Raw genomic sequence first — 22,408 nt, 5'->3', positions numbered from 1 at the left:
CCCCCTTACCGAACGGCTTCGACCAGCGCCATGCCTTCGCCGCGCCAGTGGCCCGCCCCGATCACGACAATCTGGTCGGGGGTCTTGTTCATTTCAACTTCGAGTCCGGTCGGGTCGTTCGGCGGATACAGCGCGCCGCGCGAGAGCGACAGCGCCGCCAGCGCCAGACCAAGCGGGAATTGCGCTTCCATCACATGGCCGAACGGCGTCGCGGTGCCGCGCACCGGCGCGTTCGGATGATTGCGCAGGAACGCAGTTTCTTCGCCGGTCACCGGCTCGGCGCCGGTCGCGCCGGTGATGATCGCGGCCGAGCCGTCGCGGGGGCCGAGCTGCGCCCACAGCTTCTCCAGCGAGGCAGTGACGTCGCCGGCATTGCGGCGGCGCGACAGGTCGGCGACGACGTTCTTCAGCCGCGCATAGGGCTTGGCGCCGCGCGCTTCGGCATGCGCCTTCGACTCGATCACCAGGAACGCCGCGCCCGAGCCGAGCGCGAAGCCGCCTTTGGGGCCGCGCGCGAACACCGGCGCGTAGTCGTCCTTCAGATTGAAGTCGCCGAACTCATAGAGCATCAGCAAGTCCTTGCGCTCGCCGTTCTGGGCGGCGCCGATCAGCGCGATGTCGCTCTGGCCGGCAGCGATCCGCGCCAGCGCGATCCGCGCGGCGTCGACGCCGGCTTCCTCTTCGCCCATGAAGGTGCGGGACGAGCCGGTGACGCCATGCACGATCGCGATGTTGCCGGCGAGCAGGTTGGAGAGCTGCGCCAGAAACAGGGTGGGGCGCAGGTCGTTCATCAGCCGGTCGTTGAGCGCGCCGGGCGGCACGGTGCCGTAGCCCTCGGCGTTGAGCACGGCGGAGTCGACCGCGAGGTCACGTTCACCGCCGCCGGCCGCGACGATCATGTCCATCCGCGACAGGATTTCAGTGTTGCCCTTGATGCCTGCGGAATCGAGCGCGAGACCAGCCGCGTAGGTGCCGATCCGCTGCCAAGCTTCCATCTGGCGCTGATCACCCTTCTTGGGGATCTGCTTGTCGAAGCTGAGCGGCGCCAGCGGGTGCACCACATAGGGCGAAAAGCCTTTGGTATCGACGTTGATGCGGCGCTCGTTGAGCGCATCCCAATGCGCGTCGAGCCCTTCGGCCAGCGAGGTGGCGAGGCCGATGCCGGTGATCCATGCTTCGATCGGTTCGGCGCGGGACGTGTCGGTGTCAGCCATGGATCATCTGCTCCGGAAATCCGATTTGCTTCGCCATCGCTTCCATATGCCCGCGCAGATCGGGATGCGGAAACGGGACGTGGCGGAAGGTCAGCGTCGCATCGCACGCCAGCTTGCCGCCGCTCTTGATCTTCGCTTCGGTCATAGTGAAGCCGGAGCCTTCGTGCACCACCGAGACGTCGATCGACAGCGTCTCGCCCGGCGTCACGAAGCTGCGCATCTTGGCTTCCTTGACCGCGGCTAGAAACGGCATGCGCTGAAACTGCATCAGCGCGATCAGCAGCCACCCCGAACTCTGGGCCATGGTCTCGATCAACAGCACGCCCGGCATCAAAGGATAGCCGGGGAAGTGACCTTCGAAGATGGTGCTGGTCTCGGGCACCCGCGCTTCGACCGTGATGCTGCGGTCGGCGAGGCGAAGCTCGGCGATTCGGTCGATCAGGTGGAAATATTCAAGGTTCATGGCGTGGGCGGCTTTCGAACCGCGCCACTACGCGCCCTTGGCGGCAACCAGTTCGTCGATGCGAGCGGCCAGATTCTCGAGGACGAAGTACTGCTCGGTGGTCGCCTTGCCGTCGTTGACCTCTTGGGTCCACTTCTCGAGCGGCAGCTTGATACCGAACGCTTTGTCGATCGCGAATGCGATGTCGAGGAAATCGAGGCTGTCGATCCCCAGGTCGTCGATCGCATGGCTCTCCGGGGTGATCGTTTCACGCGGAATGTCGCAGGTTTCCGCGATGATGGTGGCCACCCGATCGAATGTGGAAGTCATTTTAAGCCTTTGATATTATGTCGGAAATGGCCGATTTACGGCGGCTTCAGCCGTCATCCTGGTGACAGTCGATTGCCCGTATAACGGAGCGTTGGCCTGAGTTCAATGGCAGGCAAATCCGCTCACTGCGCGGGTTTTGGGCAGCAGGTGGGGTGCTTCGGCGAATCGTCTAGCGCGGCGCTGCGATTGCCGCGCAGTCGTGGCGGCCCATCAGCACGCAGTCCTGAGTGCGGCGCATATCGGCGATGCTCGTGGCGAGCCAGATTCCCGTCACCGTTAGCCCGATGGTGAGGGCCAGCGCCACGATGTTGGTCAGCATGCGGTGACGAAAATCGCCCGGAGTCTCGTCGGAGACGGAAACTTCCTCGATCTGCTCGACCTGCGTGACGGCTCGGCGGAACGGCAGAATAGTCGCAGACGGCCGAGCATCATCCGGATCGGACGGCAAATCCGCTGCATCCCGGGGACGGAACTGCAGCACGCGGTGGTCGTCGGGAAGGGTAATGATGCGCTGATTCTTCATCGCTGTCGGTCCCAGCCGTCGCCCGGAACGGGTTCGACTCTTGCATCCTAGTAAGGATACGACGCCGGGAAAACTCCGCAATAGACCGGATGTCGTGGCCGCCCGATCCGCTGTTCTCGGCTGTCCTGCCGACTGCCTTTCGGGCCTACTTGAATTGAACGTGCCTGGCTGCCAACGGCACGCTACGTTGCTGGAGGGGAGGCCAAGACGACACAGTCCGGCCGGACCGGGGCCTTCAGGAGATCAGCGATGACCAATCCGCGCGAACCGGTGCTGCACACGATCCCGATCCTGTCGCTGCGGCCAACTCAGATGACGGTCGGCATGCGCGAGGTGAAGGAGAAGCGGCTGCGCTGGCGCCAGCACAAGTCGAAGAAGCAGGCCGAACTGCTCGGCCAGCACATGATTCCGGTGGTGCTCGGCCCGGGCAAGAAGCACTACGTCATCGATCATCATCATCTGGCGCGCGCGCTGCACGACGAGGGCGTCAAGGAGGTGTTAGTGACGATCATCGCCGATCTCACCATGGTCGACCGCGATGCGTTCTGGGTGGTGCTCGACAGCCGGCGCTGGGTGTATCCTTACGACGCCAAAGGCGAACGGCATCACTACCGGGAAATTCCCAAGACCGTCGCAGGCCTGAAGGACGATCCGTTCCGCAGCCTCGCCGGCGAACTCCGTCGCGTCGGCGGATACGCCAAGGACACCACCCCGTTCAGCGAATTCCTGTGGGCCGACTTCCTGCGTCGACGGCTGTCGCGCAAGAGCGTCACCGCCAATTTTCAGAACGCGGCCGAAAAGGCCCTTGCGCTCGCCAAGAGCAAAGACGCGATCTATCTGCCCGGCTGGTGCGGACCGGCTGCGGATGGCTGAGTAGCCGGAGTATTCTCGGCACGGGCGCCGCCGTACCTATCGGCTACCTGAGAGCTCCGACTTCTGAAGCCTCAGCGCAGCGGCTTCTTCAACAGCGAGAACCGGTCCGGGTCGAGACCCAGCGAGGGCTGCAGCATCGGAGCGTCCAGCGTGCGGGCGAGCGGGCGCTCGTTGATGCCCGGATCGTTCGGCACGTCGCGATGCGAGGTGGCGCCGCGCCAGCGCTCCAGCACGGCGCCGACGAAGTGCATGTCGTTGCCGGCCGCGGCCGACGGCATGGTCGAAATCGCCGCCTCGCTGCGCGGCAATTGCTGCGCCGGGACTTCCTTGAAGCGCAGCCTGGTCGGCAGCGCCACGCCTTCGCCAAATGCCAGCACCTCGCGGGTGCCGAGCGAGGGCACGAAGGAGAGCAGGTTGGCGGCGGCGTCCGACACCGCCGATCGCAGCAGTGACTGGTCGCGGTCGTTGGCGAGCCGCATCGCGAACAACGTGTTGCATTGTGACAGGATGGTCGCGTCGAGTTCGGCCGGACGCTGGGTGACGAGACCGAGATAGACGCCGTATTTGCGGCCTTCCTTGGCGATCCGCGCGACCGCCTTGCGGGTCGGCCCGAAGCCGATATTGCGGTCAGCGGCTGCGTAGCGATGCGCTTCTTCGCAGACGAACAGCAGCGGCGACACGCCATCGCTCCACAGTCCGAAGTCGAACGCCATGCGGCACAACACCGACACCACCGAGTCGACGACCTCGGCCGGGAACCCCGCGAGCTGCATGATGGTCATGGGCTTGCCATTGGCGGGCAGGCGGAACAGGTGGCTGATCACCTCGGCCATGGTGTCGCCGCCGACGTTGGCGTTGTCGAACATGAAGGCGTAGCGCGGATCGTTGCGCACGGCCTCGATGCGCGAGATCAGCTTGTGGTAGATGATGCGCGAGGAGCGGTTTTCCAGCTTCCCCATCCGCTCGTCGATCAGCGAAATCAAGTCGACGAGCCGATACGGAACCGGCGTGTCCGCCGTGTAGCCGATCGTCTTCGGATCGACGCGCTTCAAGCCGAGCCGGTCGGTGTTGGTGTATTGTACGTACAGGCCTTTGGCGATCGGGATCACCTCGGCGAGAATGTCGAGCTCCTCCGCCACGCCAGGGCGGCCGGCGAACAGCACGTCGACGATCTCTTCGAAGTTGAACAGCCAGAAGGGCAGCTTCAGATTGCGCGGGTTCAGCACCAGCGCGCGATCGCCGAAGCTGCGGCCATATTCGTTATGAACGTCGAGCAGGAAAATCCGCAGCGCTGGGCGCGATTTCAGGATCTCGTTCAGCAGCAGCGATACGTCGGTCGATTTGCCGACGCCGGTTGAGCCGAGCACGGCGAAGTGCTTCGAGAGCATCTCTTCGATATCGACATAGGCGACGACCGAGGGGTCCTGCTGCAGCGTGCCGACATTGATCTGATCGGAGCCGCTGGGCTCGTAGACGATGCGCAGGTCCTGACTCGAGATCAGTTCCACAGCGTCGCCGATGGTCGGGTAGTTGGTGACGCCGCGTTGGAACTTGGGGCGCAGTGGACCGGGCAGAATCTCGCCGAGCAGATCGACCGACGCAACCGCGATGTGCTCGTCGGTATCGGCGAGGTTTTCGCTGGAGACCTCCGTGATGATCGCAATGATGGTGGAACTCGCGGTGCGGATGCTGATGAAGCGGCCCACGGTGGCGCGGACGGCAGACGGCACCAGCCGGCTCGACGGCAGCAGCCCGACGCGCGCGCCGGAGCCGCGCACCGAGATGACCTTGCCGAACGACGCTTGAGCAACAGCTTCTGCCATGTCTCGCAACTCACGAATGCCGGATGAACGATCGAATGTTGCGGGCGACTATGGGCAGCGTTGCTGGACAAACTGTTAAGTGAGCGCCGTCGCGTCAGCCCTTGATAGGTTGGGTCTCGTGCGTTGGTGGGCTGTCGAGGCCTCTGGCGGGGTAACCGCCGACGCCGATGTGCGCCATTTGAATGACACTCGCGCGATCTGGATTAACGCGCTGTTGACGATGACAAGATGCGCCAATCATCACATTCGGCCTTGGCGAGAGGACGCGATGCCGCATTGGAGGATGGATCAATGGTGGAATCACCGCTGGAGACCGATACTCGGACGCGTGCCGTCGCCTCTTGCGCCGCACGAGCGTTCACATCCGGGCCGAGTTGGTGACCAGCGTCGACGAGTTTCTGAGAGTCATGAGAGATCACGACACCGCGACAGCGGCGCTGATCGCTTGGTGCCGGTGCTATCATCCTTGCGACGCAGAAGCGATCGCGATCACGCTGCGCGGCGATGAGGTGATGGCTGCGGATCGATATCACGGACCGCTGCGGCCCCAAGCAGACGAGACGCTGCGCCGCCGCCGGGTCTGGCTGCATTGGGGGAGGCGCGTCCTATCGGAAGCAGAGAACTGGTATATTCCCGAGCGATTGCCGTTGCCGATGCGCGAAGCGGTTGCCGACGGCGGCCGGCCTTATGGCGCCGTGGTGGCGGCCCTGCGGCCCGAGCGGATCCCGTTAGCTACGCTGCGTACCGATGAGGGCGGGGGCGACCGATCCGGGACGGCGGAGATGCTGGTGCAGCTAGCGCAGGCGAAGGGCTTTTCGCCGCCGGAGGCATTCGTGCTGCACATCCATGCGATCATGACCGCTTCCGGTGTCATGCTGGCCGAGCTGCGCGAGCACTATCGCCGGGACCTGCTGCCATAGGTGAGGGGACGCTGCCGCTGCACGACGATGCGCATGCGGGCGGATCAGTCCTCGACGAATTCGTCGCGGCGATAGCCCTGCGCGTACAGCAGCGCCGTGAGATCGCCATGGTCGATGCGGCCGTGAGCGGCAGCGGCGACCGCCGGTTTGGCGTGGTAGGCAATGCCGAGACCTGCAGCCTGGATCATGCCGAGATCGTTGGCGCCGTCGCCGACCACCAGCGTATCGATCGCGTCGAGATCTTCGGCTTCCCGCAATTCGAGCAGCGTCGCCAGTTTGGCGTCGCGGCCCAGGATCGGCTCAGCGACGGTTCCGGTCAGCTTGCCATCCCGGCTCAGCAGTTCGTTGGCGCGATGCTCGGCGAAACCGAGCCGCTCGGCGACCACATGGGTGAACTGGGTGAAGCCGCCGGAGACGAGGCAAGTGTAGGCGCCGTGCTTGCGCATCGTCTGGACTACGGCCCGGCCGCCCGGCGTCAGCGTGATCCGGGTGTCGAGCACCTGGCCGATCACCTCGAGCTTCAGGCCCTCGAGCAGCGCGACGCGCTCGCGCAGTGCCGGTTCGAACTCGATCTCGCCGCGCATCGCCCGCTCGGTGATCGCAGCAACATGGTCCTTCAGCCCGACGAAGCCGGCCAGCTCGTCGATGCACTCCTGGCCGATCATGGTCGAATCCATGTCGGCGAGAAAAAGCTTCTTGCGCCGGGTCGCAGCAGGCTGCACCACGACGTCGACCGGCAGGTCGCCGCGGGCGGCGCGGAGCCGGTCGGCGAGCACCAGGGGGTCCTCGGTGCTGGCAAAGAAGATGTCGGCGGCGATCTCGTCGTGCAGCCAGACTGCTTCATTGGGCTGGGGCAGCACCGCACGCGCCCCCTCGATCACGGTCGAATCCAGCGCGGGATTGTTCGGATTGCAGATGAGCGTGGCGACGAGCGACATGACAGCGGAAGGTCCGGAACGGCACGGCCGGCGGCCGGCGGCCGTGCTTATCGCAGGGCCGACCGCCAGCGGCAAGTCGGCCTTGGCACTGAGATTGGCACAGGCGGCCGACGGTGTCGTCATCAACACCGATTCGATGCAGGTCTACCGCGACCTCCGCACCATTACCGCCCGACCGACGCCGGACGAGGAAGCGCTGGCGCCGCATCGGCTGTATGGCACGGTGGATGCGGCGGTGAATTTTTCGGCCGGCGCATATGTCGAGGTAGCCGCTGCGGCGTTGGCGGACGCGCGCGCGGCCGGGCGGTTGCCGATCCTGGTCGGCGGCAGCGGGCTGTATTTCAAGGCGCTGACGAGGGGATTGTCCACTGTGCCGCCGGTGCCGGCCGAGGTCCGCGACGCTGTGCGGCTGCGGCTCGACCAGGACGGGGTCCAGGCGCTGCATGCCGAACTGGCGCACCACGATCCGGAAGCGGCGGCGCGATTGGCGCCGGCGGACCGGACTCGAATCGCGCGGGCGCTAGAGGTGGTACTGGCGACCGGTCGACCTCTCGCCGATTGGCACAAGCAAGCCTCGCCGCCGCTGTTGCCGCCGGACGACGTCGTGGCGGTGTTTCTGGCGCCGGAGCGGGAGGCGCTCTACGCCCGGATCGACGCACGATTCGACGCTATGCTGCAGGCCGGCGCACTGGATGAGGTTTCAGCCCTGGCCGAACGCCGGCTCGATCCGCTGCTGCCGGCGATGAAGGCCCACGGCGTGCCCGCGCTGATCCGGCATCTGCGCGGCGAGATTACCCTGGAAGAGGCTGCCGCGATCGGTGCCGCCGACACCCGGCACTACGCCAAGCGGCAGTTCACCTGGTTTCGGCATCAGTTGCCGGAATTCAGTTGGGTGAGGCCGGAGGAGGCGGGTGCCTTCCTGAGCACGGTCATTCCGGCGCGCGAGTGACACACGCGCGCCTCGGTGCTCGCAGCGTCCCATCTGCCTCTTATTACCGCTCGCGAGCATCCTGGAATCCGGCTAAGGTTTGATCCGTTCGGGTCTTCTCCGCCTTGACATTCAGGGTTTGAGGGGTATGGTCCGCGCGCAACCTTTGGGAAGCCGAGCCGGCCACATGCGACACAAAATTTCCGACCTGCTTCTCGTCATCGTACCCAGGCGCACCGCCGGGGGTGGATAGACTCCACCCTGCGAACGGACGGTGCGCTGAGGGCCTTCGACGGGCCCTTTTTTATTGCCTGAACACGGTTCTCCTGAATCGAGCTTGTCCGAACCACCCGAACGTCAGCGCCAGAGGCGCATCCGGAGCCTAAACATGAGCGACAGCAACAGCCACGATCCGAACCAGATGACCGGTGCGGCGATGATCGTCCGCGCGATGAAGGATCACGGTGTCGAGCACATCTTCGGTTATCCGGGCGGCGCGGTCCTTCCGATCTACGACGAGATCTTCCAGCAGTCCGACGTCCAGCACATCCTGGTCCGGCACGAACAGGGCGCCGGCCACGCCGCCGAGGGCTATGCGCGTTCGACCGGCAAGCCGGGCGTGGTGCTGGTGACCTCGGGGCCGGGCGCCACCAATATGGTGACGCCGCTCGCTGACGCGTTGATGGATTCGATCCCGCTGGTGTGCATCACCGGCCAGGTGCCGACCCATCTGATCGGCAACGACGCCTTCCAGGAGTGCGACACCGTCGGCATCACCCGGCCGTGCACGAAGCACAACTGGCTGGTGCGCCGGATCGAGGATCTGGCGAAGGTGCTGCACGAAGCGTTCTACGTCGCCACCTCCGGCCGTCCGGGCCCGGTGGTTGTCGACGTGCCGAAGGACGTGCAGTTTGCCACCGGCACCTATCATCCGCCGCGCAAGGCCGACGTTCACGTCTCCTACGTCCCGAAGACCAAGGGCGACCCGGCGCAGATCCGCAAGGCGGTGGCGCTGCTGGCGAATGCCAAGCGGCCGGTGATCTATTCCGGCGGCGGCGTGGTGAATTCCGGTCCCGAGGCGTCGCGGCTGCTGCGCGAGCTGGTCGAGATCACCGACTTCCCGATCACCTCGACGCTGATGGGGCTCGGCGCCTATCCGGCCTCGGGCAAGAACTGGCTCGGCATGCTGGGCATGCACGGCACCTACGAAGCCAACATGACGATGCATGGCTGCGACGTCATGCTGTGCATCGGCGCGCGGTTCGACGACCGCATCACCGGCCGCACCGACGCGTTCGCGCCGAATGCCAAGAAGATCCACATCGACATCGATCCGTCGTCGATCAACAAGAACATCCGCGTCGACGTGCCGATCATCGGCGACGTCGCCACGGTGCTCGAGGATCTGCTCGGCGTGTTCAAGGCCGAGGCCAAGAAGCCCGACATCAAGCAGTGGTGGCAGCAGGTCGCGACCTGGCGGGCGCGCAATTCGCTTGCGTACAAGAAGAGCAGCGACGTCATCATGCCGCAATACGCGATCCAGCGGTTGTACGAGGCGACCCGCGGCCGTGACACCTACATCACGACCGAGGTCGGTCAGCATCAGATGTGGGCGGCGCAGTTCTACGGCTTTGAACAGCCGAAGCGCTGGATGACCTCGGGCGGTCTCGGCACCATGGGCTACGGCCTGCCGGCGGCGCTCGGCGTGCAGGTGGCGCATCGCGACAGTCTCGTCATCGACATCGCCGGCGACGCCTCGGTTCAGATGACGATGCAGGAGATGGCGACGGCCGTGCAGTACGAGCTGCCGATCAAGATCTTCATCCTCAACAACCAGTACATGGGCATGGTCCGGCAGTGGCAGCAGCTCCTGCACGGCAACCGGCTGTCGCATTCCTACACCGAAGCGATGCCCGACTTCGTCAAGCTTGCCGAGGCTTACGGCGCTGTCGGCATGCAGGTGTTCAAGCCGTCGGATCTCGACGGCGCGATCCAGGACATGATCAAGGTGAACAAGCCGGTGCTGTTCGACTGCCGCGTCGCGACGTTGGAAAACTGCTTCCCGATGATTCCGTCGGGCAAGGCTCACAACGAAATGCTGCTGCCGGCAGAAGCCACCGACGAAGCCACCGCAGCCGCCTTCGCCGGCGGCAAGGCGCTGGTGTGAGGTGATTGCTACCAGGCAGCGCCTCTTGCACGGCCGTCATCGCCCGGCTTGACCGGGCGACCCAGTATTCCAGAGCGAGTGCTCGCGACGCGAGGCCCTGGAATACTAGATCCCCCGCCTTCGCGGGGGATGACGGTGAGCGAGTGGGGCGAGGCCGGTCATCAACTAGCTACTCGCCATCGAAACAATCGAACGACAGATCCACAGGCAAACCAATGACCCAGCCCGCATCCGCGTACTTCATGGAAGAGCGTCACGATCCGAATGAGACCCACACGCTGTCGGTGATCGTGCAAAACGAGCCCGGCGTTCTGGCCCGGGTGATCGGGCTGTTCTCGGGCCGCGGCTACAACATCGAGAGCCTGACGGTGTCGGAGACCGAGGCGCAGAAGCACCTGTCCCGGATCACCATCGTCACCACCGGCACCCCGATGGTGATTCAGCAGATCAAGAACCAGCTCGACCGGATGGTGCCGGTGTATCGCGTCGTCGACATGACGCTGAGCGGCCGCTCGATCGAGCGAGAGCTGGCGATGGTCAAGCTTCGGGGGGTCGGCGAACATCGCGTCGAATCGCTTCGACTCGCCGAAGCCTTCCGCGCCCGGGTGATCGACGCCTCGACCGAGAGCTTCGTGTTCGAGATCACCGGCAACTCGTCGAAGATCAATCAGTTCATCGAACTGATGCGCCCGCTCGGGCTGGTCGAAGTCGTCCGCACCGGCGTCGCCGCGATAGGCCGCGGCGCCGAGGGAATGTGACCGCTACGCCGCGATCGCCTCGGCGATCTGATCGAGCGGGTGGTTGGTGAGGTCCTTCGCCAGCGAGCGGATCAGCGAGGCCTCGACGGTTTTGTGCAGGATCGGCCGCATCTGGCCGAGCGTCTGCGGGTCGGCGACCAGCACGAGCTGATCGAACTCGCCGTCGAGCTTCATCTTGTTCAGCGTATTGGTGAGCTGCTTGGCGAAAGTCGCCTCGTCGGTCTGACTTTTGGTCTGATCCTCGGGGCGCGAGCCCGACGGGCCGTCGTCTTCGAGATTGGTCGGCTCGAGTTTGCGTTCGTGGCGCAACGTCACCTCGGTCGGATTGCCGGTGTTGCGCAGCAGAATCGCGCCGCGACCATCAGCGACGACGACGAGGGCGTTGTGCGGGATCAGTGTCATGATGAGAATGAAGCTCCGTTGTTGGTTCACGGCGGCCGTCGTCGGATCGCCGTTCGGAGAGGCAACCAGCTCTGCCGGCGTTTCGTTCCGTGGGTGCGGCATCGTTGCGCGGAACAGCTCCGCGCTCGGCAGGCTAACGCGCGGGCCCTCGATCAGCTAGAAACCGTCAACGGCACGCGGCCCTCGCGGCCGAGCAGGGCGGAAACGAAATGAAGCCAGCCGACACGGCCCTCGCGCTGACGGTCGCGTTGATCTGGGGCCTCGGCTTTGTGTTCACGCGCTACGCGCTGACCGAGATGTCGCCGACGGTGCTGAATCTGCTCCGTTTCGCCATCACCGCATTGCCCTGCCTCCTGCTGCCGCGGCCGAAGCTGGCATGGACGGTGTGGATCGGCATCAGCCTGCTCTTGGTGTGGCAGTATCTCACCCAGAGCTGGGGGATTTCGCAGGGCGTGCCGGCGGGGCTGACCGCGGTGATCGTACAGAGCCAGGCGTTGTTCACGATCGCCTTTGCGGCGGTGCTGCTCGGCGAGCGACCGACCCGGGTGCAACTGATCGGAATCGGTGTCGCAGCCTGCGGCCTGCTGATGATCTGCTTGACTGTTGGTTACGATTTCACCCTGGTGGCCTTCGCCGTCACCATGACGGCGCCGATCGCCTTCGCCTTTTCCAATCTGCTGCTGAGGCAGGCGCGCAACGTACCGATGCTCGATCTGTTCGCCTGGATCAGCCTGGCGTCGCTGCCGCCGCTGGCGCTGGCCGCCTGGGTGACGGACGGCGGGCCGGCGATCTGGCACGAACTGACGCATCTGTCGCCGGGGGTGATGGCGGCGATGCTGTCGCTGTCGATCGGCTCGACCACCATCGGCTATTGGATCTGGGGCCGGCTGCTGCATGCCTACAGCGCCGCCCAGGTTGTGCCGTTTGCGCTGCTGGTGCCGTTCATCGGGGCGGGGGCGTCGAGCCTGGTGTTCGGGGAGACGTTCGGGCCGCTGCGGCTCGCCGGGATGCTGATCGTGGTCGCGGGCCTCGCCATCATGCTGCTGTTCGGCCGCGCCCGGCCGGCGCTGCCGGAGGTGGGCTGAGGGCCGTCAAAAGTCGAAGGCGCCCGGATTTCCGCATCGCGGCAGCCATGCTGTCCTAACCGCCACAATTCGCTGCCGCGGGCTTGTGTCCGGACACCCGGACCCCTAAAAACCAGCGGCAATTCAACGGTCGGCCGGCTTGGCCCGATCATACCAGCACGGGCGGGACGGGCCGCCGAGAAAGAGGAACGAGGATGCGAGTTTACTACGATCGCGACGCCGATCTGAACCTGATCAAGGGCAAGAAGGTCGCCGTCATCGGCTATGGCAGCCAGGGCCATGCCCACGCGCTGAACCTGAAGGATTCGGGCGTCAAGGACGTCGCTATCGCGCTGCGCAAGGGCTCGGCGTCGGCCAAGAAGGCCGAGAACGCCGGCTTCAAGGTGATGGACGTGGCCGAGGCCGCCAAGTGGGCCGACGTGATGATGATGCTGACGCCGGACGAGCTGCAGGCCGACATCTATCGCGAGCATCTGCACGACAACATGAAGCAGGGTGCGGCGCTGCTGTTCGCGCACGGCCTCAATGTGCACTTCAACCTGATCGAGCCGCGCGCCGACCTCGACGTGCTGATGGTCGCGCCGAAGGGCCCGGGCCACACCGTGCGTTCCGAGTATCAGCGCGGCGGCGGCGTGCCGTGCCTGATCGCGATCCACAAGGACGCTTCGGGCAACGCCCACGACCTCGGTCTGTCGTATGCGTCGGCGATCGGCGGTGGCCGCGCTGGCATCATCGAGACTTCGTTCCGCGAGGAATGCGAGACCGACCTGTTCGGCGAGCAGGTGGTGCTGTGCGGCGGTCTGGTCGAACTGATCAAGGCCGGCTTCGAGACGCTGGTGGAAGCCGGCTACGCGCCGGAAATGGCCTATTTCGAGTGCCTGCACGAAGTGAAGCTGATCGTCGACCTGATCTATGAAGGCGGCATCGCCAACATGAACTACTCGATCTCCAACACCGCGGAGTACGGCGAGTACGTCACCGGTCCGCGCATCGTCACCGCCGAGACCAAGGCGGAGATGAAGCGGGTGCTGGAAGACATCCAGAACGGCATCTTCACCCGCAACTGGATGCTCGAGAACAAGGTCAACCAGACCTCGTTCAAGGCCACCCGCGCCAAGCTGGCGCAGCACCCGATCGAGGAAGTCGGCGCGAAACTCCGCGACATGATGCCCTGGATCAAGAAGGGCGCTCTGGTCGACAAGAGCAAGAACTAAGCCTGGTAGTTACCTCGCCCCGCTCTTGCGGGGAGAGGTCGGATTGTGCGGCAATCCGGGTGAGGGGACGCTTCAACGGAGCCGAGACTCCGTGCTCGCATCGCCCCTCACCCCAACCCTCTCCCCGCAAGAGCGGGGCGAGGGAGATCGTTGTGCTCTGCCCTGGGCTTCCAGCTACCCCCAATGCAAACGGGATCGCGGCGACGCGGTCCCGTTTTCGTTGGGGCGCCGGTTCAATCCGCCGCAGGTCGCTTGCCTTGATCTGGTCTGACCAGATTGGTAGGGTCAGATATGTCCACCCCGCTCAATTCCGAGACCTCGCATACGGTCCGCAAGACGCTGGAGTTCGTGCAGCATCACCGGCTGGCGAAGGGCGACCGGCTGCCATCGGAACGGGAACTGTCGGACCGGTTCGGGGTCGCGCGCAGCTCGGTGCGCGAGGCGCTGGCGGTGCTGGATGCGATGCGCATCACCGAGCGTCGGCCAAAATCCGGCATCTATCTGCGCAACGCCGTCGAGGACGGCGGGCTCGACGCGCTGGTGCTGCAAGCAGATCTCGGGCTCACCTTCGATCCGCAAGTGACGCGCGACGTCACCGAGGCGCGGATCATCTGCGAGGAACAGGCGCTGCGGCTGGCCTGCCAGCGGCGGACCCACGCTGATCTCGCCAAGCTCCACCAGACTCTGCAATCCTACGCGGCGACGATCGAGGCCGGCGGCGATATGGCCGAAGCCGATGTTGAATTCCATCTCGCGCTGGTCGCCGCCAGCCAGAACCGCATTCTGGTGCGCACACTGACGCCGTTGATGCTGATGAGCCGGCGCTGGCGGCAGCGCTATTTCGAGTCCGAGGCCATCCGCCACCGTTCGCTCGCGGATCATCGCGCCTTCGTCGCCGCGATCGAAGAGCGCGACGAAACATCCGCTGCGATGTTGGTGCGTCGCCACGTCGAGACTGCCGCCGCCGACGTGCGCGCGCTGGCGGAGCAGGGCGGCGCAGCCACCACCCAAACGAACGACTTGAAACACACGCGTCGCTGACGCGCCACAACAGCCCCGGTCAACGGGAGAGCTTCGCACGGCGCCTGCCGTATCGAGGAAACGCAAGAAGAAGGATCAAAAATGCGTAAGACGACGACATCCGTGGCTGCGCTCGCGGCCGCGATCGCGATGCTGGCCACAGGCCCGGCGCTCGCTCAGAAAAAATACGGCCCCGGCGCCAGCGACACCGAGATCAAGCTCGGCAACACTGTGCCGTACAGCGGCCCGGCCTCGGCCTATGGCATCCTCGGCAAGACCTATGCGGCCTATTTCAAGAAGATCAATGAAGAAGGCGGCATCAACGGCCGCAAGATCAACGTGATCTCCTACGACGACGCCTACTCGCCGCCGAAGACGGTCGAGCAGACCCGCAAGCTGGTCGAGAGCGACGAGGTGCTCGCGGTGTTCGGCAATGTCGGCACGGCTTCGAACGTCGCGATCCAGAAATATCTCAACGCGCGCAAGACGCCGCAACTGTTCCTCGCCACCGGCGCCACACGCTGGAACGACCCGAAGCAGTTCCCGTGGACGATGGGCTGGCTGCCGAGCTATCAGGCCGAAGCTACCGCCTATGCCAAGTATCTCCTGAAGGAGAAGCCGGATGCCAAGATCGGCGTGCTCTATCAGAACGATGATTTCGGCAAGGACTATATCCGTGGTCTGAAGGAAGGGCTGGGTGACAAGGCCGCATCGATGCTCGTCGCCGAGGCCAGCTACGAAGTCGCCGAGCCGACCATCGACTCGCAGATCGTCAAGCTGAAGGCGTCCGGCGCCGACACGCTGTTCTCGTTCGCCACCGGCAAGTTCGCCGCTCAGTCGATCAAGAAGGTCGCCGAACTCGGCTGGAAGCCGCTGCACATCGTGCCCAACGCTTCGTCGTCGCTCGGCACCGTGCTGAAGCCGGCCGGCCTCGAGAACGCGCAGGGTCTGGTGTCCGCGACCTTCGCCAAGGACCCGACCGATCCGCAGTGGAACGACGATCCCGGCATGAAGAAATTCCACGCCTTCGTCGAGAAATACATCCCCGAAGGCAAGGCGATGGAAAGCACGGTGCTGTCCGGCTACAGCATCGCGCAGACCATGGAGCAGGTGCTTCGGATGTGCGGCGACGATCTGTCCCGCGCGAACCTGATGAAGCAGGCGGCCAACATGCAGGGCGTCCAGCTCGACGGTCTGCTGCCTGGCGTTACCGTCAACACCTCGCCGACCGATTTCGCCCCGATCGATCAGTTCCAGACGATGAGCTTCAAGGGCGAACGCTGGCAGCGCTTCGGCGACGTCATCAAGGGCGAAGCGGCCGTCGCCGGCAATTGATTGCACGGCGGCAATCACCTCTCCCCGCGCGCGGGGAGAGGTCGGATTGCGCGGCAATCCGGGGGAGGGGCGCTTCCCCGTGGCGCAGCGCTTGGGCTTGATCTCGAAGGCTCGGCCCCTTGGCGACACGAACGACAACGGGATCGCGGTGACGCGGTCCCGTTTTGCTGTGATAGGATGCGGGCGTTCGAACGGAGCGAGCCATGAAGTCTGTCGTCGTCACCGGCGTGTCCAGCGGGATCGGCCATGCCATTGCACGGATGCTGCTGGAGAAGGGATTCCGCGTGTTCGGCAGTGTGCGCAAGCACAGCGATGCCGAGCGGCTGATCATCGAATTCGGCAGCGGCTTCAAGCCACTGGTGTTCGATGTCACGGATGAAGCCGCGATCCGTGCCGCGGCGGACGAGGTGCGGGCGGCGCTGGACGGCGAGACACTCGCCGGGCTCGTCAACAATGCCGGCATCGCGGTGGCGGGCCCGGTGCTGGATCTGCCGGCCGACGAATTCCGCCGCCAGTTCGAGGTCAATGTGATCGGGCCGATCATCGCGACCCAGGCGTTCGCGCCGCTGCTCGGCACCGACCGGTCGCTGCGCGGCGCGCCGGGACGGATCGTGATGATGTCGTCGATCGCCGGCAAGTTCGGCAATCCACTGATGGCGGCGTACTCCGCCTCCAAGCACGCGCTGAACGGCCTATCGGACGGGCTGCGGCGCGAACTGATGCTGTTCGGCATCGATGTTACGGTGATCATGCCAGGAGCGGTCAAGACGCCGATCTGGGCCAAGGCGGAGCGTGAGGACGTGTCGCGGTTCGCGAACTCGCCGTTCTACCCGGCGCTGCAGAAGGTGCGCGCGCTGCTGCCGCAGATGGACGAAAGCGGTCTGCCGCCGGAGACGATCGCCCAGCACGTCTATGACGCGCTCACCGCGCCGTCGCCCAAGGCACACGACGTCATCACTCCGGGACCGCTGCAGTTCTGGCTCTCGACCAAGCTGCCGCCGCGCTGGATCGACAAGGTCGTGGCGAAACGGCTGGGGTTGAAGCCGAAGACGTAGTTTGTCATCTCGGCTACACCGATCAGTGCCGCTTCACGCGCTCCCAGAGCTCCCGTGCGGATGCGTCCGGCGTTTCGCCCGATCCTGCCTTTAGGTTTGCGGCGCGCATCGCTTCGATGTCGATACGGCCGAGCAGGGGCTGCAGGGCGGTGCGCAGTTTAGTGTCGTTCGCGCGCTTCGGGGCGAGCAGCAGCACCGCGTCGTAGGGTGGGATCGCCTGCTTCGGGTCATCGAGCACGACGAGGTCGTATTTCGCGATCAGCCCGTCCGAGGTGTAGCCGGCGATGAGATCGACTTCGCCGGAGGCGACCGCGGCGTACATGAAGTCCGGCTGCATCTGCCGCTCGGCCTTGAACGCCAGGCCGTAGGCGCTGCGCAAGTTGGCCCATTCCGGCCGCGAGAAGAACTCGTAATCGCCGGCGATCGTCATTGACGGCGCGCGCGCGGCAAGGTCGGCGATCGAGCGGATCTTCAGCGCCTCGGCCTTGGCGCGCGGCATCACCAGCGCATAGGCGTTGGCGAAGCCGAGTTCGCCGAGCAAGGTGACGCCGTCTTTGGCGAGATCCTGTTTCAGGTCGGCGAGCACCTGATCGCGCGCGGCGATGCCGGGGTGTTTGAACTGGTTAGCCCATAGCGTGCCGGAGTAATCCACATAGGCGTCGATGTCGCCGCTTCTGAGCGCGTCGTAGATCACGCTGGAGCCGAGCCCGGCGCGTGTCTTCGCTGCAAGGCCACTGGCATCGAGGCGCTGCTGCAGCAGCGCGGCGAGCACATATTGCTCGGTGAAGGTCTTGGCGCCGATCACATAGGTTGCCTGTGTTGCACCGCCCGGCATCAACGTCGCGATCACGATCGCGGCGCCACCTGCCGCGCCGAGCCCGATGCGCCGACGGCTGCCGCGACGCAGACCGGCTTCGACCAGCGCCAGCAACCGATCGACCACCAGCGCCAGCGCCGCGGCGGCGGCGCAGCCGAACAGCACCAGCACCCAATTCTGGGTCTGCAGGCCGGCGAAGATGTAGTTGCCGAGGCTGGTCTGGCCGATCGGCGTCGACAGCGTCGCGGTGCCGATCACCCACACTGCCGCAGTACGGATACCGGCCATGATCACCGGCATCGCCAGCGGCAGCTCGACCATCGTGAGCACCTGACGCTCGGTCATGCCCACGCCTTGTGCGGCTTCGATCAGCGCCGGATCGATCCCGTCGAGCCCGGTGATGCTGTTGCGCAGCACCGGCAGCATCGAATACAGCGCCAGCGCCAGCACGGCGGGCAGGAAGCCGAAGGCAGAGAAGCTCACGCCGAATGCGCTCATCGACAATGCCGCCAGCGCCAGCAGCAGCGGATAGAACAGCGCCAGCAGGGCGAGACCTGGGATGGTCTGGACGATGCCGGCGAAGCCGAGCAGGGTGCCGCGGAGCACTGGGCGATGCCGGGCGAAGATTGCCAGCGGCAGGCTGACGATCAGCCCGAGCGCGAGCGCCGCGAGGCTGACACGGATATGCGCGCCAAGATAGTCGGGCAGATTGTTGAGCGCGTTATGCCAGCGCGGATCGGCGAACAGGCTCATGTCGCGCCGTCCCGCGGCAGCAACGCGCCGAGCCGCTGCGCCTGCCGGCGCGGCGTCCGCAGCAAGTCGGCGACGTAGGCGTCTCGGCTGCCCGCAAGCTCGCTCGCGGTGCCGAGCGCCAGCAGTCGTCCACGATGCATCACCGCGACCCGATCGGCCAGCAGCAGCGCCTCGGTGATGTCGTGGGTGATCAGCACGGTGGTGAGCTGCAGCCGGTCGTGCAGGGCGCGAAAGTCATCGCCGAGCGCATCGCGGGTCAGCGGATCGAGCGCGCCGAACGGCTCGTCCATCAGCACGATTTCTGGTCTAGCCGCGAGCGAGCGGGCGACGCCGACGCGCTGGCGCTGGCCGCCAGAAAGCTCGTGCGGGAAGCGGCCCCGATGCTGGGCGGGATCGAGCCGCACCAGCTCGAGCAATTCGTCGACGCGCGCGGCGATCTCCGCCTTCGACCAGTTCAGCAGCTTCGGCGTGATGCCGATATTGCCGGCGACGGTGAGGTGGGGGAACAGCCCGCCATTCTGGAACACCATGCCGATGCCGCGCCGGAGCGCGATCGGATCGGCGATTTGGATATCGCGGCCGTCGATCGCAATCGCGCCGGCATCGGCGTCGATCAACCGATTCGTCAGCCGCAGCAGTGTGGTCTTGCCGGAGCCCGAACCGCCGACGATGGCCAGCAGTTCGCCACGCTGCACCGCAAGCGAGACGCCGTCGATCGCCTTGATCCGGCCGCCGCCGAAACTCTTGGCGACACTTTCATAGGCGATCATCGGCGAAGCTGCGCGCGTCATGGGCGCAGCATGGCTGTCGGAGGCGGTGGTGCGCAAGCCGCACTTGCATGTCGGCGCGCAGCGTTGAATGGTCGCGGCAAGAGGCGAGCGGGGAGAGGGCGTGACTCAGACGGACAATGTGGCAGTGGCGCTGCAGGACGCCACGGTGGCGTTTCGGCTCGCCGATGCGCGGACCTATACGGCGGTGGAGCATGCGACGCTGACGGTGGCGGACGGCGAGTTCGTCGCCATCGTTGGGCCGACCGGCTGCGGCAAATCCACATTGCTCAACGTCGCCGCCGGGCTGCTGCGTCCCGCGTCCGGAACGGTGCGGATCTTCGGCGCGCCGCTCGACGACCTCAATCCGCAGGCTGGTTATCTGTTTCAGGCCGATGCGCTGTTTCCGTGGAAGACCGCGATCGACAACGTCGCGATTGGTCTGGAGATCGCCGGCACGCCGCGCAGCGAGGCGCTGGCGCGCGCGCAAGTTTGGCTGGAGACGGTCGGGCTCGGTGCGTTCGCGCAGCGTTATCCGCACATGCTGTCGGGCGGTCAGCGCAAGCGCGTCGGTCTCGCCCAGGTGCTGATCCGCGATCCGAAGATCCTGCTGATGGACGAGCCGTTCGGCCCGCTCGACGCGCAGACGCGGCAGATCATGGGCAATCTGCTGCTCGAGCTGTGGAGCGCGCACAAGAAGGCGGTGCTGTTCGTCACCCACGATCTGGAAGAGGCGATTGCGCTCGCCGACCGGGTGGTGATCATGTCGGCGGGGCCCTCGGCGCGGATCGTCGGTGATTGGCGGATCGAACTGCCGCGCCCGCGCGACATCTTCGAAATCCGCCTGACCCACGACTTCCACACGCTCCACCGTGAGATCTGGGCCGTGCTGCGCGAGCAGGTGATGAAGGCGTATGGGCAGGTGGCGTGATGGCGTTGATATTGAAGGCCGCTGACTCGCACCACGCACAGCGCGCTCCCTCTCCCGCTTGCTGGGGAGGGTTGGGGTGGGGGCGCCACGCGGATAGCGCCTCGGTTCGGCGAAGCTCCAAGGATAGGCTCCCGCTGTGGCCCCCCACCCCCGACCCCTCCCCGCAAGGGGGAGGGGAGAAGAGGGCGCCTCGCTTCGGTGCTACCTGGTCACTTGGAGGGGCTGCGGCATGTCTCGCGTAAAGCTCCTGACGCTGCAATTTCTCGTCGCGATTGTCGCGCTGACGGTTTGGCAGGTGCTCACCACGGTGCCGATCGCCGGCAAGCTGCTGCTGCCGCCGTTCTTCTTCTCGACGCCGGTGGACGTGGCCAAGCAGGTGTTCGCCTGGTTCGCCTCCGGAATGATCTGGAAGCATCTGCTGATCACGCTGTGGGAATCGCTGCTCGCCTTCGTGATCGGCTCGGTCGCGGGCGTGCTGGTTGGGTTCTGGTTCGCTCGGCAGCCGCGGGTGGCGGCGGTGTTCGATCCCTATGTGAAGATGGTCAACGCGCTGCCGCGCGTAGTGCTGGCGCCGATCTTCACGCTGTGGCTCGGGCTCGGGATCTGGTCCAAGGTCGCGCTCGGCGTGACGCTGGTGTTCTTCGTCGTGTTCTTCAACGTCTATCAGGGCGTCAAGGAGACCAGTTCGACGCTGGTCGACAACGCCCGGATGCTCGGTATGAGCGAGCGTCAGATGATGCGCCACGTGTTCTGGCCGTCGGCTCTGTCGTGGATGTTCTCCTCGCTGCACACGGCGATCGGTTTTGCGGTGGTCGGTGCGGTGGTCGGTGAATATCTCGGCGCCGCCGCCGGGCTCGGCTATTTGATCCAGCAGGCCGAGGGCACCTTCGATGTGGCCGGCGTGTTCGCCGGGATGTTCGTGCTGTCGGTATTCGTCATCCTGATCGACCTGGCGGTCAGCCTGGTGGAGCGGCGCCTGTTGGTATGGCGGCCGCAGCCGAGCGGCGGGCCGCAGGCGGACTAGAGCAGGGCGCGGCTTTGGCATATGGTTCTTACCGTTTCGTCTGGGGGGGACCAACACCATGAAGGTCGGCTTTCGACACGTCATCGCCGCGCTCGCCGCAATCCTGCTCACCGCCGGGACTGCGCAGGCGCAGAGCAAGGTGACGATCGCGATCGGCGGCGGCGCCTGCCTGTGCTATCTGCCGACCGTGCTGGCCAAGCAACTCGGCGAGTACGACAAGGCCGGGCTCAGCGTTGAACTGGTCGATCTCAAGGGCGGCTCGGATGCGCTGAAGGCCGTGCTCGGCGGCAGCGCCGACGTCGTCTCTGGCTATTTCGACCACACCGTCAATCTCGCCGCCAAGAAGCAGGAGATGCAGTCCTTCGTGGTCTACGACCGCTATCCCGGTCTGGTGCTGGTGGTGTCGCCGAACCACACCGCAGAGATCAAATCGGTCAAGGACCTCGCCGGCAAGAAAGTCGGGGTCAGCGCGCCGGGCTCGTCGACCGACTTTTTCCTGAAGTACCTGCTCAAGAAGAACGGCGTCGACCCGAACAACGTTTCGGTGATCGGCGTCGGCCTCGGTGCCACCGCGGTGGCGGCCATGCAGCAGGGCCAGATCGATGCCGCAGTGATGCTCGATCCGGCAGTCACGATCCTGCAGGCTGCACACGCCGATCTGCGCATCCTCAGCGACACCCGCACCGAGCACGACACCCGAGAAGTGTTCGGCGGCGACTATCCGGGTGGCGCGCTGTATGCGACCACGGCGTGGATCAAGGCGCATCCGAAGGAAGCACAGAGCCTGACCAATGCGATCCTGGCGACTCTGAATTGGATCCACGCGCATTCGGCCGAAGAGATCGCCGACAAGATGCCGGCCAACATCGTCGGCAAGGATAAGGCCCAGTACGTCGCCGCGCTGAAGAACACGATCCCGATGTATTCGACCACCGGCCTGATGGACCCGAAGGGCGCGGACGCCGTACTGGCGGTGTTCAGCGCCAGTTCGCCGGATGTAGCGAAGGCGAAGATCGACGTCACCAAGACCTACACCAACGCCTTTGCCGAGCAGGCGGCGAAGGGCTCTGCTGGCTCGAAATGAAGGTG

General features: G+C 65.3%; 22 protein-coding genes. 13 read left to right on the top strand and 9 right to left on the bottom strand.

Translation table 11 applies throughout. From position 1 onward, the window contains the following. Positions 1-5: 5 nt before the first annotated feature. The 4 genes from M9H71_RS04240 to M9H71_RS04225 form a co-directional block, all read right to left on the bottom strand. On the bottom strand, positions 6-1,214 hold the full coding sequence (locus tag M9H71_RS04240) for a beta-ketoacyl-ACP synthase (RefSeq protein ID WP_455403839.1): 1,209 nt from the start codon (positions 1,212-1,214) through the stop codon (positions 6-8). Continuing rightward, on the bottom strand, positions 1,207-1,677 hold the full coding sequence (locus M9H71_RS04235) for a 3-hydroxyacyl-ACP dehydratase FabZ family protein (RefSeq protein WP_455403838.1): 471 nt from the start codon (positions 1,675-1,677) through the stop codon (positions 1,207-1,209). The genes M9H71_RS04240 and M9H71_RS04235 overlap by 8 nt, the downstream gene beginning before the upstream one ends. 27 nt (positions 1,678-1,704) lie before the next feature. Continuing rightward, positions 1,705-1,986: an acyl carrier protein gene (locus M9H71_RS04230; RefSeq protein ID WP_455403837.1), complete on the bottom strand. Its 282-nt coding sequence runs from the start codon at positions 1,984-1,986 to the stop codon at positions 1,705-1,707. A gap of 169 nt (positions 1,987-2,155) precedes the next feature. Then, positions 2,156-2,509: a hypothetical protein gene (locus tag M9H71_RS04225; RefSeq protein WP_455403836.1), complete on the bottom strand. Its 354-nt coding sequence runs from the start codon at positions 2,507-2,509 to the stop codon at positions 2,156-2,158. Positions 2,510-2,758: 249 nt separating this feature from the next. On the opposite strand from M9H71_RS04225, the gene M9H71_RS04220 reads away from it, so the two are divergent. Beyond that, positions 2,759-3,382: a ParB-like protein gene (locus M9H71_RS04220; protein WP_455403835.1), complete on the top strand. Its 624-nt coding sequence runs from the start codon at positions 2,759-2,761 to the stop codon at positions 3,380-3,382. 71 nt (positions 3,383-3,453) lie between these two features. Here M9H71_RS04220 and M9H71_RS04215 read toward each other — a convergent pair whose 3' ends face one another. Further along, positions 3,454-5,205, bottom strand: a complete 1,752-nt coding sequence (locus M9H71_RS04215) for an ATP-binding protein (protein WP_455403834.1) — start codon at positions 5,203-5,205, stop codon at positions 3,454-3,456. A 377-nt stretch (positions 5,206-5,582) separates the two neighbouring features. Between M9H71_RS04215 and M9H71_RS04210 the strand changes: the two genes are divergently transcribed. After that, a complete protein-coding gene (locus M9H71_RS04210) occupies positions 5,583-6,125 on the top strand; it encodes a hypothetical protein (protein ID WP_455403833.1) in 543 nt (180 codons plus the stop codon). A gap of 44 nt (positions 6,126-6,169) precedes the next feature. Here M9H71_RS04210 and serB read toward each other — a convergent pair whose 3' ends face one another. Further along, positions 6,170-7,063 carry a phosphoserine phosphatase SerB gene (serB, locus tag M9H71_RS04205; protein WP_455403832.1) on the bottom strand — a complete coding sequence of 298 codons (894 nt, stop codon included), beginning with the start codon at positions 7,061-7,063 and terminating at the stop codon, positions 6,170-6,172. On the opposite strand from serB, the gene miaA reads away from it, so the two are divergent. From miaA to ilvN, 3 genes are all read left to right on the top strand, one after another. Then, positions 7,062-8,012, top strand: a complete 951-nt coding sequence (gene miaA, locus M9H71_RS04200) for a tRNA (adenosine(37)-N6)-dimethylallyltransferase MiaA (RefSeq protein ID WP_455403962.1) — start codon at positions 7,062-7,064, stop codon at positions 8,010-8,012. The two genes, serB and miaA, sit on opposite strands and share 2 nt — an antisense overlap. Positions 8,013-8,379: 367 nt before the next feature. Beyond that, entirely contained in the window at positions 8,380-10,158 is a 1,779-nt protein-coding gene (locus M9H71_RS04195) for an acetolactate synthase 3 large subunit (protein WP_455403831.1), read from the top strand. 215 nt (positions 10,159-10,373) lie between these two features. Continuing rightward, on the top strand, positions 10,374-10,916 hold the full coding sequence (gene ilvN / locus M9H71_RS04190; RefSeq protein WP_107343983.1) for an acetolactate synthase small subunit: 543 nt from the start codon (positions 10,374-10,376) through the stop codon (positions 10,914-10,916). Between the two features lie 3 nt (positions 10,917-10,919). On the opposite strand, the gene M9H71_RS04185 is transcribed toward ilvN, so the two are convergent. Continuing rightward, positions 10,920-11,318, bottom strand: a complete 399-nt coding sequence (locus M9H71_RS04185; RefSeq protein ID WP_455403961.1) for a host attachment family protein — start codon at positions 11,316-11,318, stop codon at positions 10,920-10,922. Between the two features lie 209 nt (positions 11,319-11,527). Here M9H71_RS04185 and M9H71_RS04180 point away from each other — a divergent pair, with 209 nt between their 5' ends. The 5 genes from M9H71_RS04180 (at position 11,528) to M9H71_RS04160 (ending at position 17,027) form a co-directional block, all read left to right on the top strand. Further along, the gene (locus M9H71_RS04180) at positions 11,528-12,403 is read left to right on the top strand and encodes an EamA family transporter (RefSeq protein ID WP_455403830.1); all 876 of its coding nucleotides are present in this window, start codon (positions 11,528-11,530) and stop codon (positions 12,401-12,403) included. A 194-nt stretch (positions 12,404-12,597) separates the two neighbouring features. After that, the gene (gene ilvC / locus M9H71_RS04175) at positions 12,598-13,617 is read left to right on the top strand and encodes a ketol-acid reductoisomerase (RefSeq protein ID WP_110785263.1); all 1,020 of its coding nucleotides are present in this window, start codon (positions 12,598-12,600) and stop codon (positions 13,615-13,617) included. A 291-nt stretch (positions 13,618-13,908) separates the two neighbouring features. After that, positions 13,909-14,658: a FadR/GntR family transcriptional regulator gene (locus M9H71_RS04170; RefSeq protein ID WP_455403829.1), complete on the top strand. Its 750-nt coding sequence runs from the start codon at positions 13,909-13,911 to the stop codon at positions 14,656-14,658. Positions 14,659-14,739: 81 nt separating this feature from the next. Next, entirely contained in the window at positions 14,740-15,972 is a 1,233-nt protein-coding gene (locus M9H71_RS04165) for an ABC transporter substrate-binding protein (RefSeq protein WP_455403828.1), read from the top strand. A gap of 203 nt (positions 15,973-16,175) precedes the next feature. Next, complete coding sequence (locus M9H71_RS04160) at positions 16,176-17,027, top strand: SDR family oxidoreductase (RefSeq protein WP_455403827.1); 852 nt, start codon at positions 16,176-16,178, stop codon at positions 17,025-17,027. A gap of 22 nt (positions 17,028-17,049) precedes the next feature. Here M9H71_RS04160 and M9H71_RS04155 read toward each other — a convergent pair whose 3' ends face one another. Beyond that, positions 17,050-18,597, bottom strand: a complete 1,548-nt coding sequence (locus M9H71_RS04155) for an ABC transporter permease/substrate-binding protein (RefSeq protein WP_455403826.1) — start codon at positions 18,595-18,597, stop codon at positions 17,050-17,052. Continuing rightward, positions 18,594-19,388, bottom strand: a complete 795-nt coding sequence (locus tag M9H71_RS04150; protein ID WP_455403825.1) for an ATP-binding cassette domain-containing protein — start codon at positions 19,386-19,388, stop codon at positions 18,594-18,596. Before M9H71_RS04150 ends, M9H71_RS04155 begins: the two co-directional genes overlap by 4 nt. Positions 19,389-19,488: 100 nt before the next feature. On the opposite strand from M9H71_RS04150, the gene M9H71_RS04145 reads away from it, so the two are divergent. The 3 genes from M9H71_RS04145 (at position 19,489) to M9H71_RS04135 (ending at position 22,403) form a co-directional block, all read left to right on the top strand. After that, positions 19,489-20,295, top strand: a complete 807-nt coding sequence (locus tag M9H71_RS04145) for an ABC transporter ATP-binding protein (protein WP_455403824.1) — start codon at positions 19,489-19,491, stop codon at positions 20,293-20,295. Between the two features lie 229 nt (positions 20,296-20,524). Continuing rightward, entirely contained in the window at positions 20,525-21,319 is a 795-nt protein-coding gene (locus tag M9H71_RS04140) for an ABC transporter permease (RefSeq protein WP_455403823.1), read from the top strand. 58 nt (positions 21,320-21,377) lie between these two features. Continuing rightward, positions 21,378-22,403 carry an ABC transporter substrate-binding protein gene (locus tag M9H71_RS04135; RefSeq protein WP_455403822.1) on the top strand — a complete coding sequence of 342 codons (1,026 nt, stop codon included), beginning with the start codon at positions 21,378-21,380 and terminating at the stop codon, positions 22,401-22,403. Positions 22,404-22,408 lie beyond the last annotated feature (5 nt).

Source organism: Rhodopseudomonas parapalustris, assembly GCF_053772255.1.
This window is presented reverse-complemented; position numbering and strand designations above follow the sequence as displayed.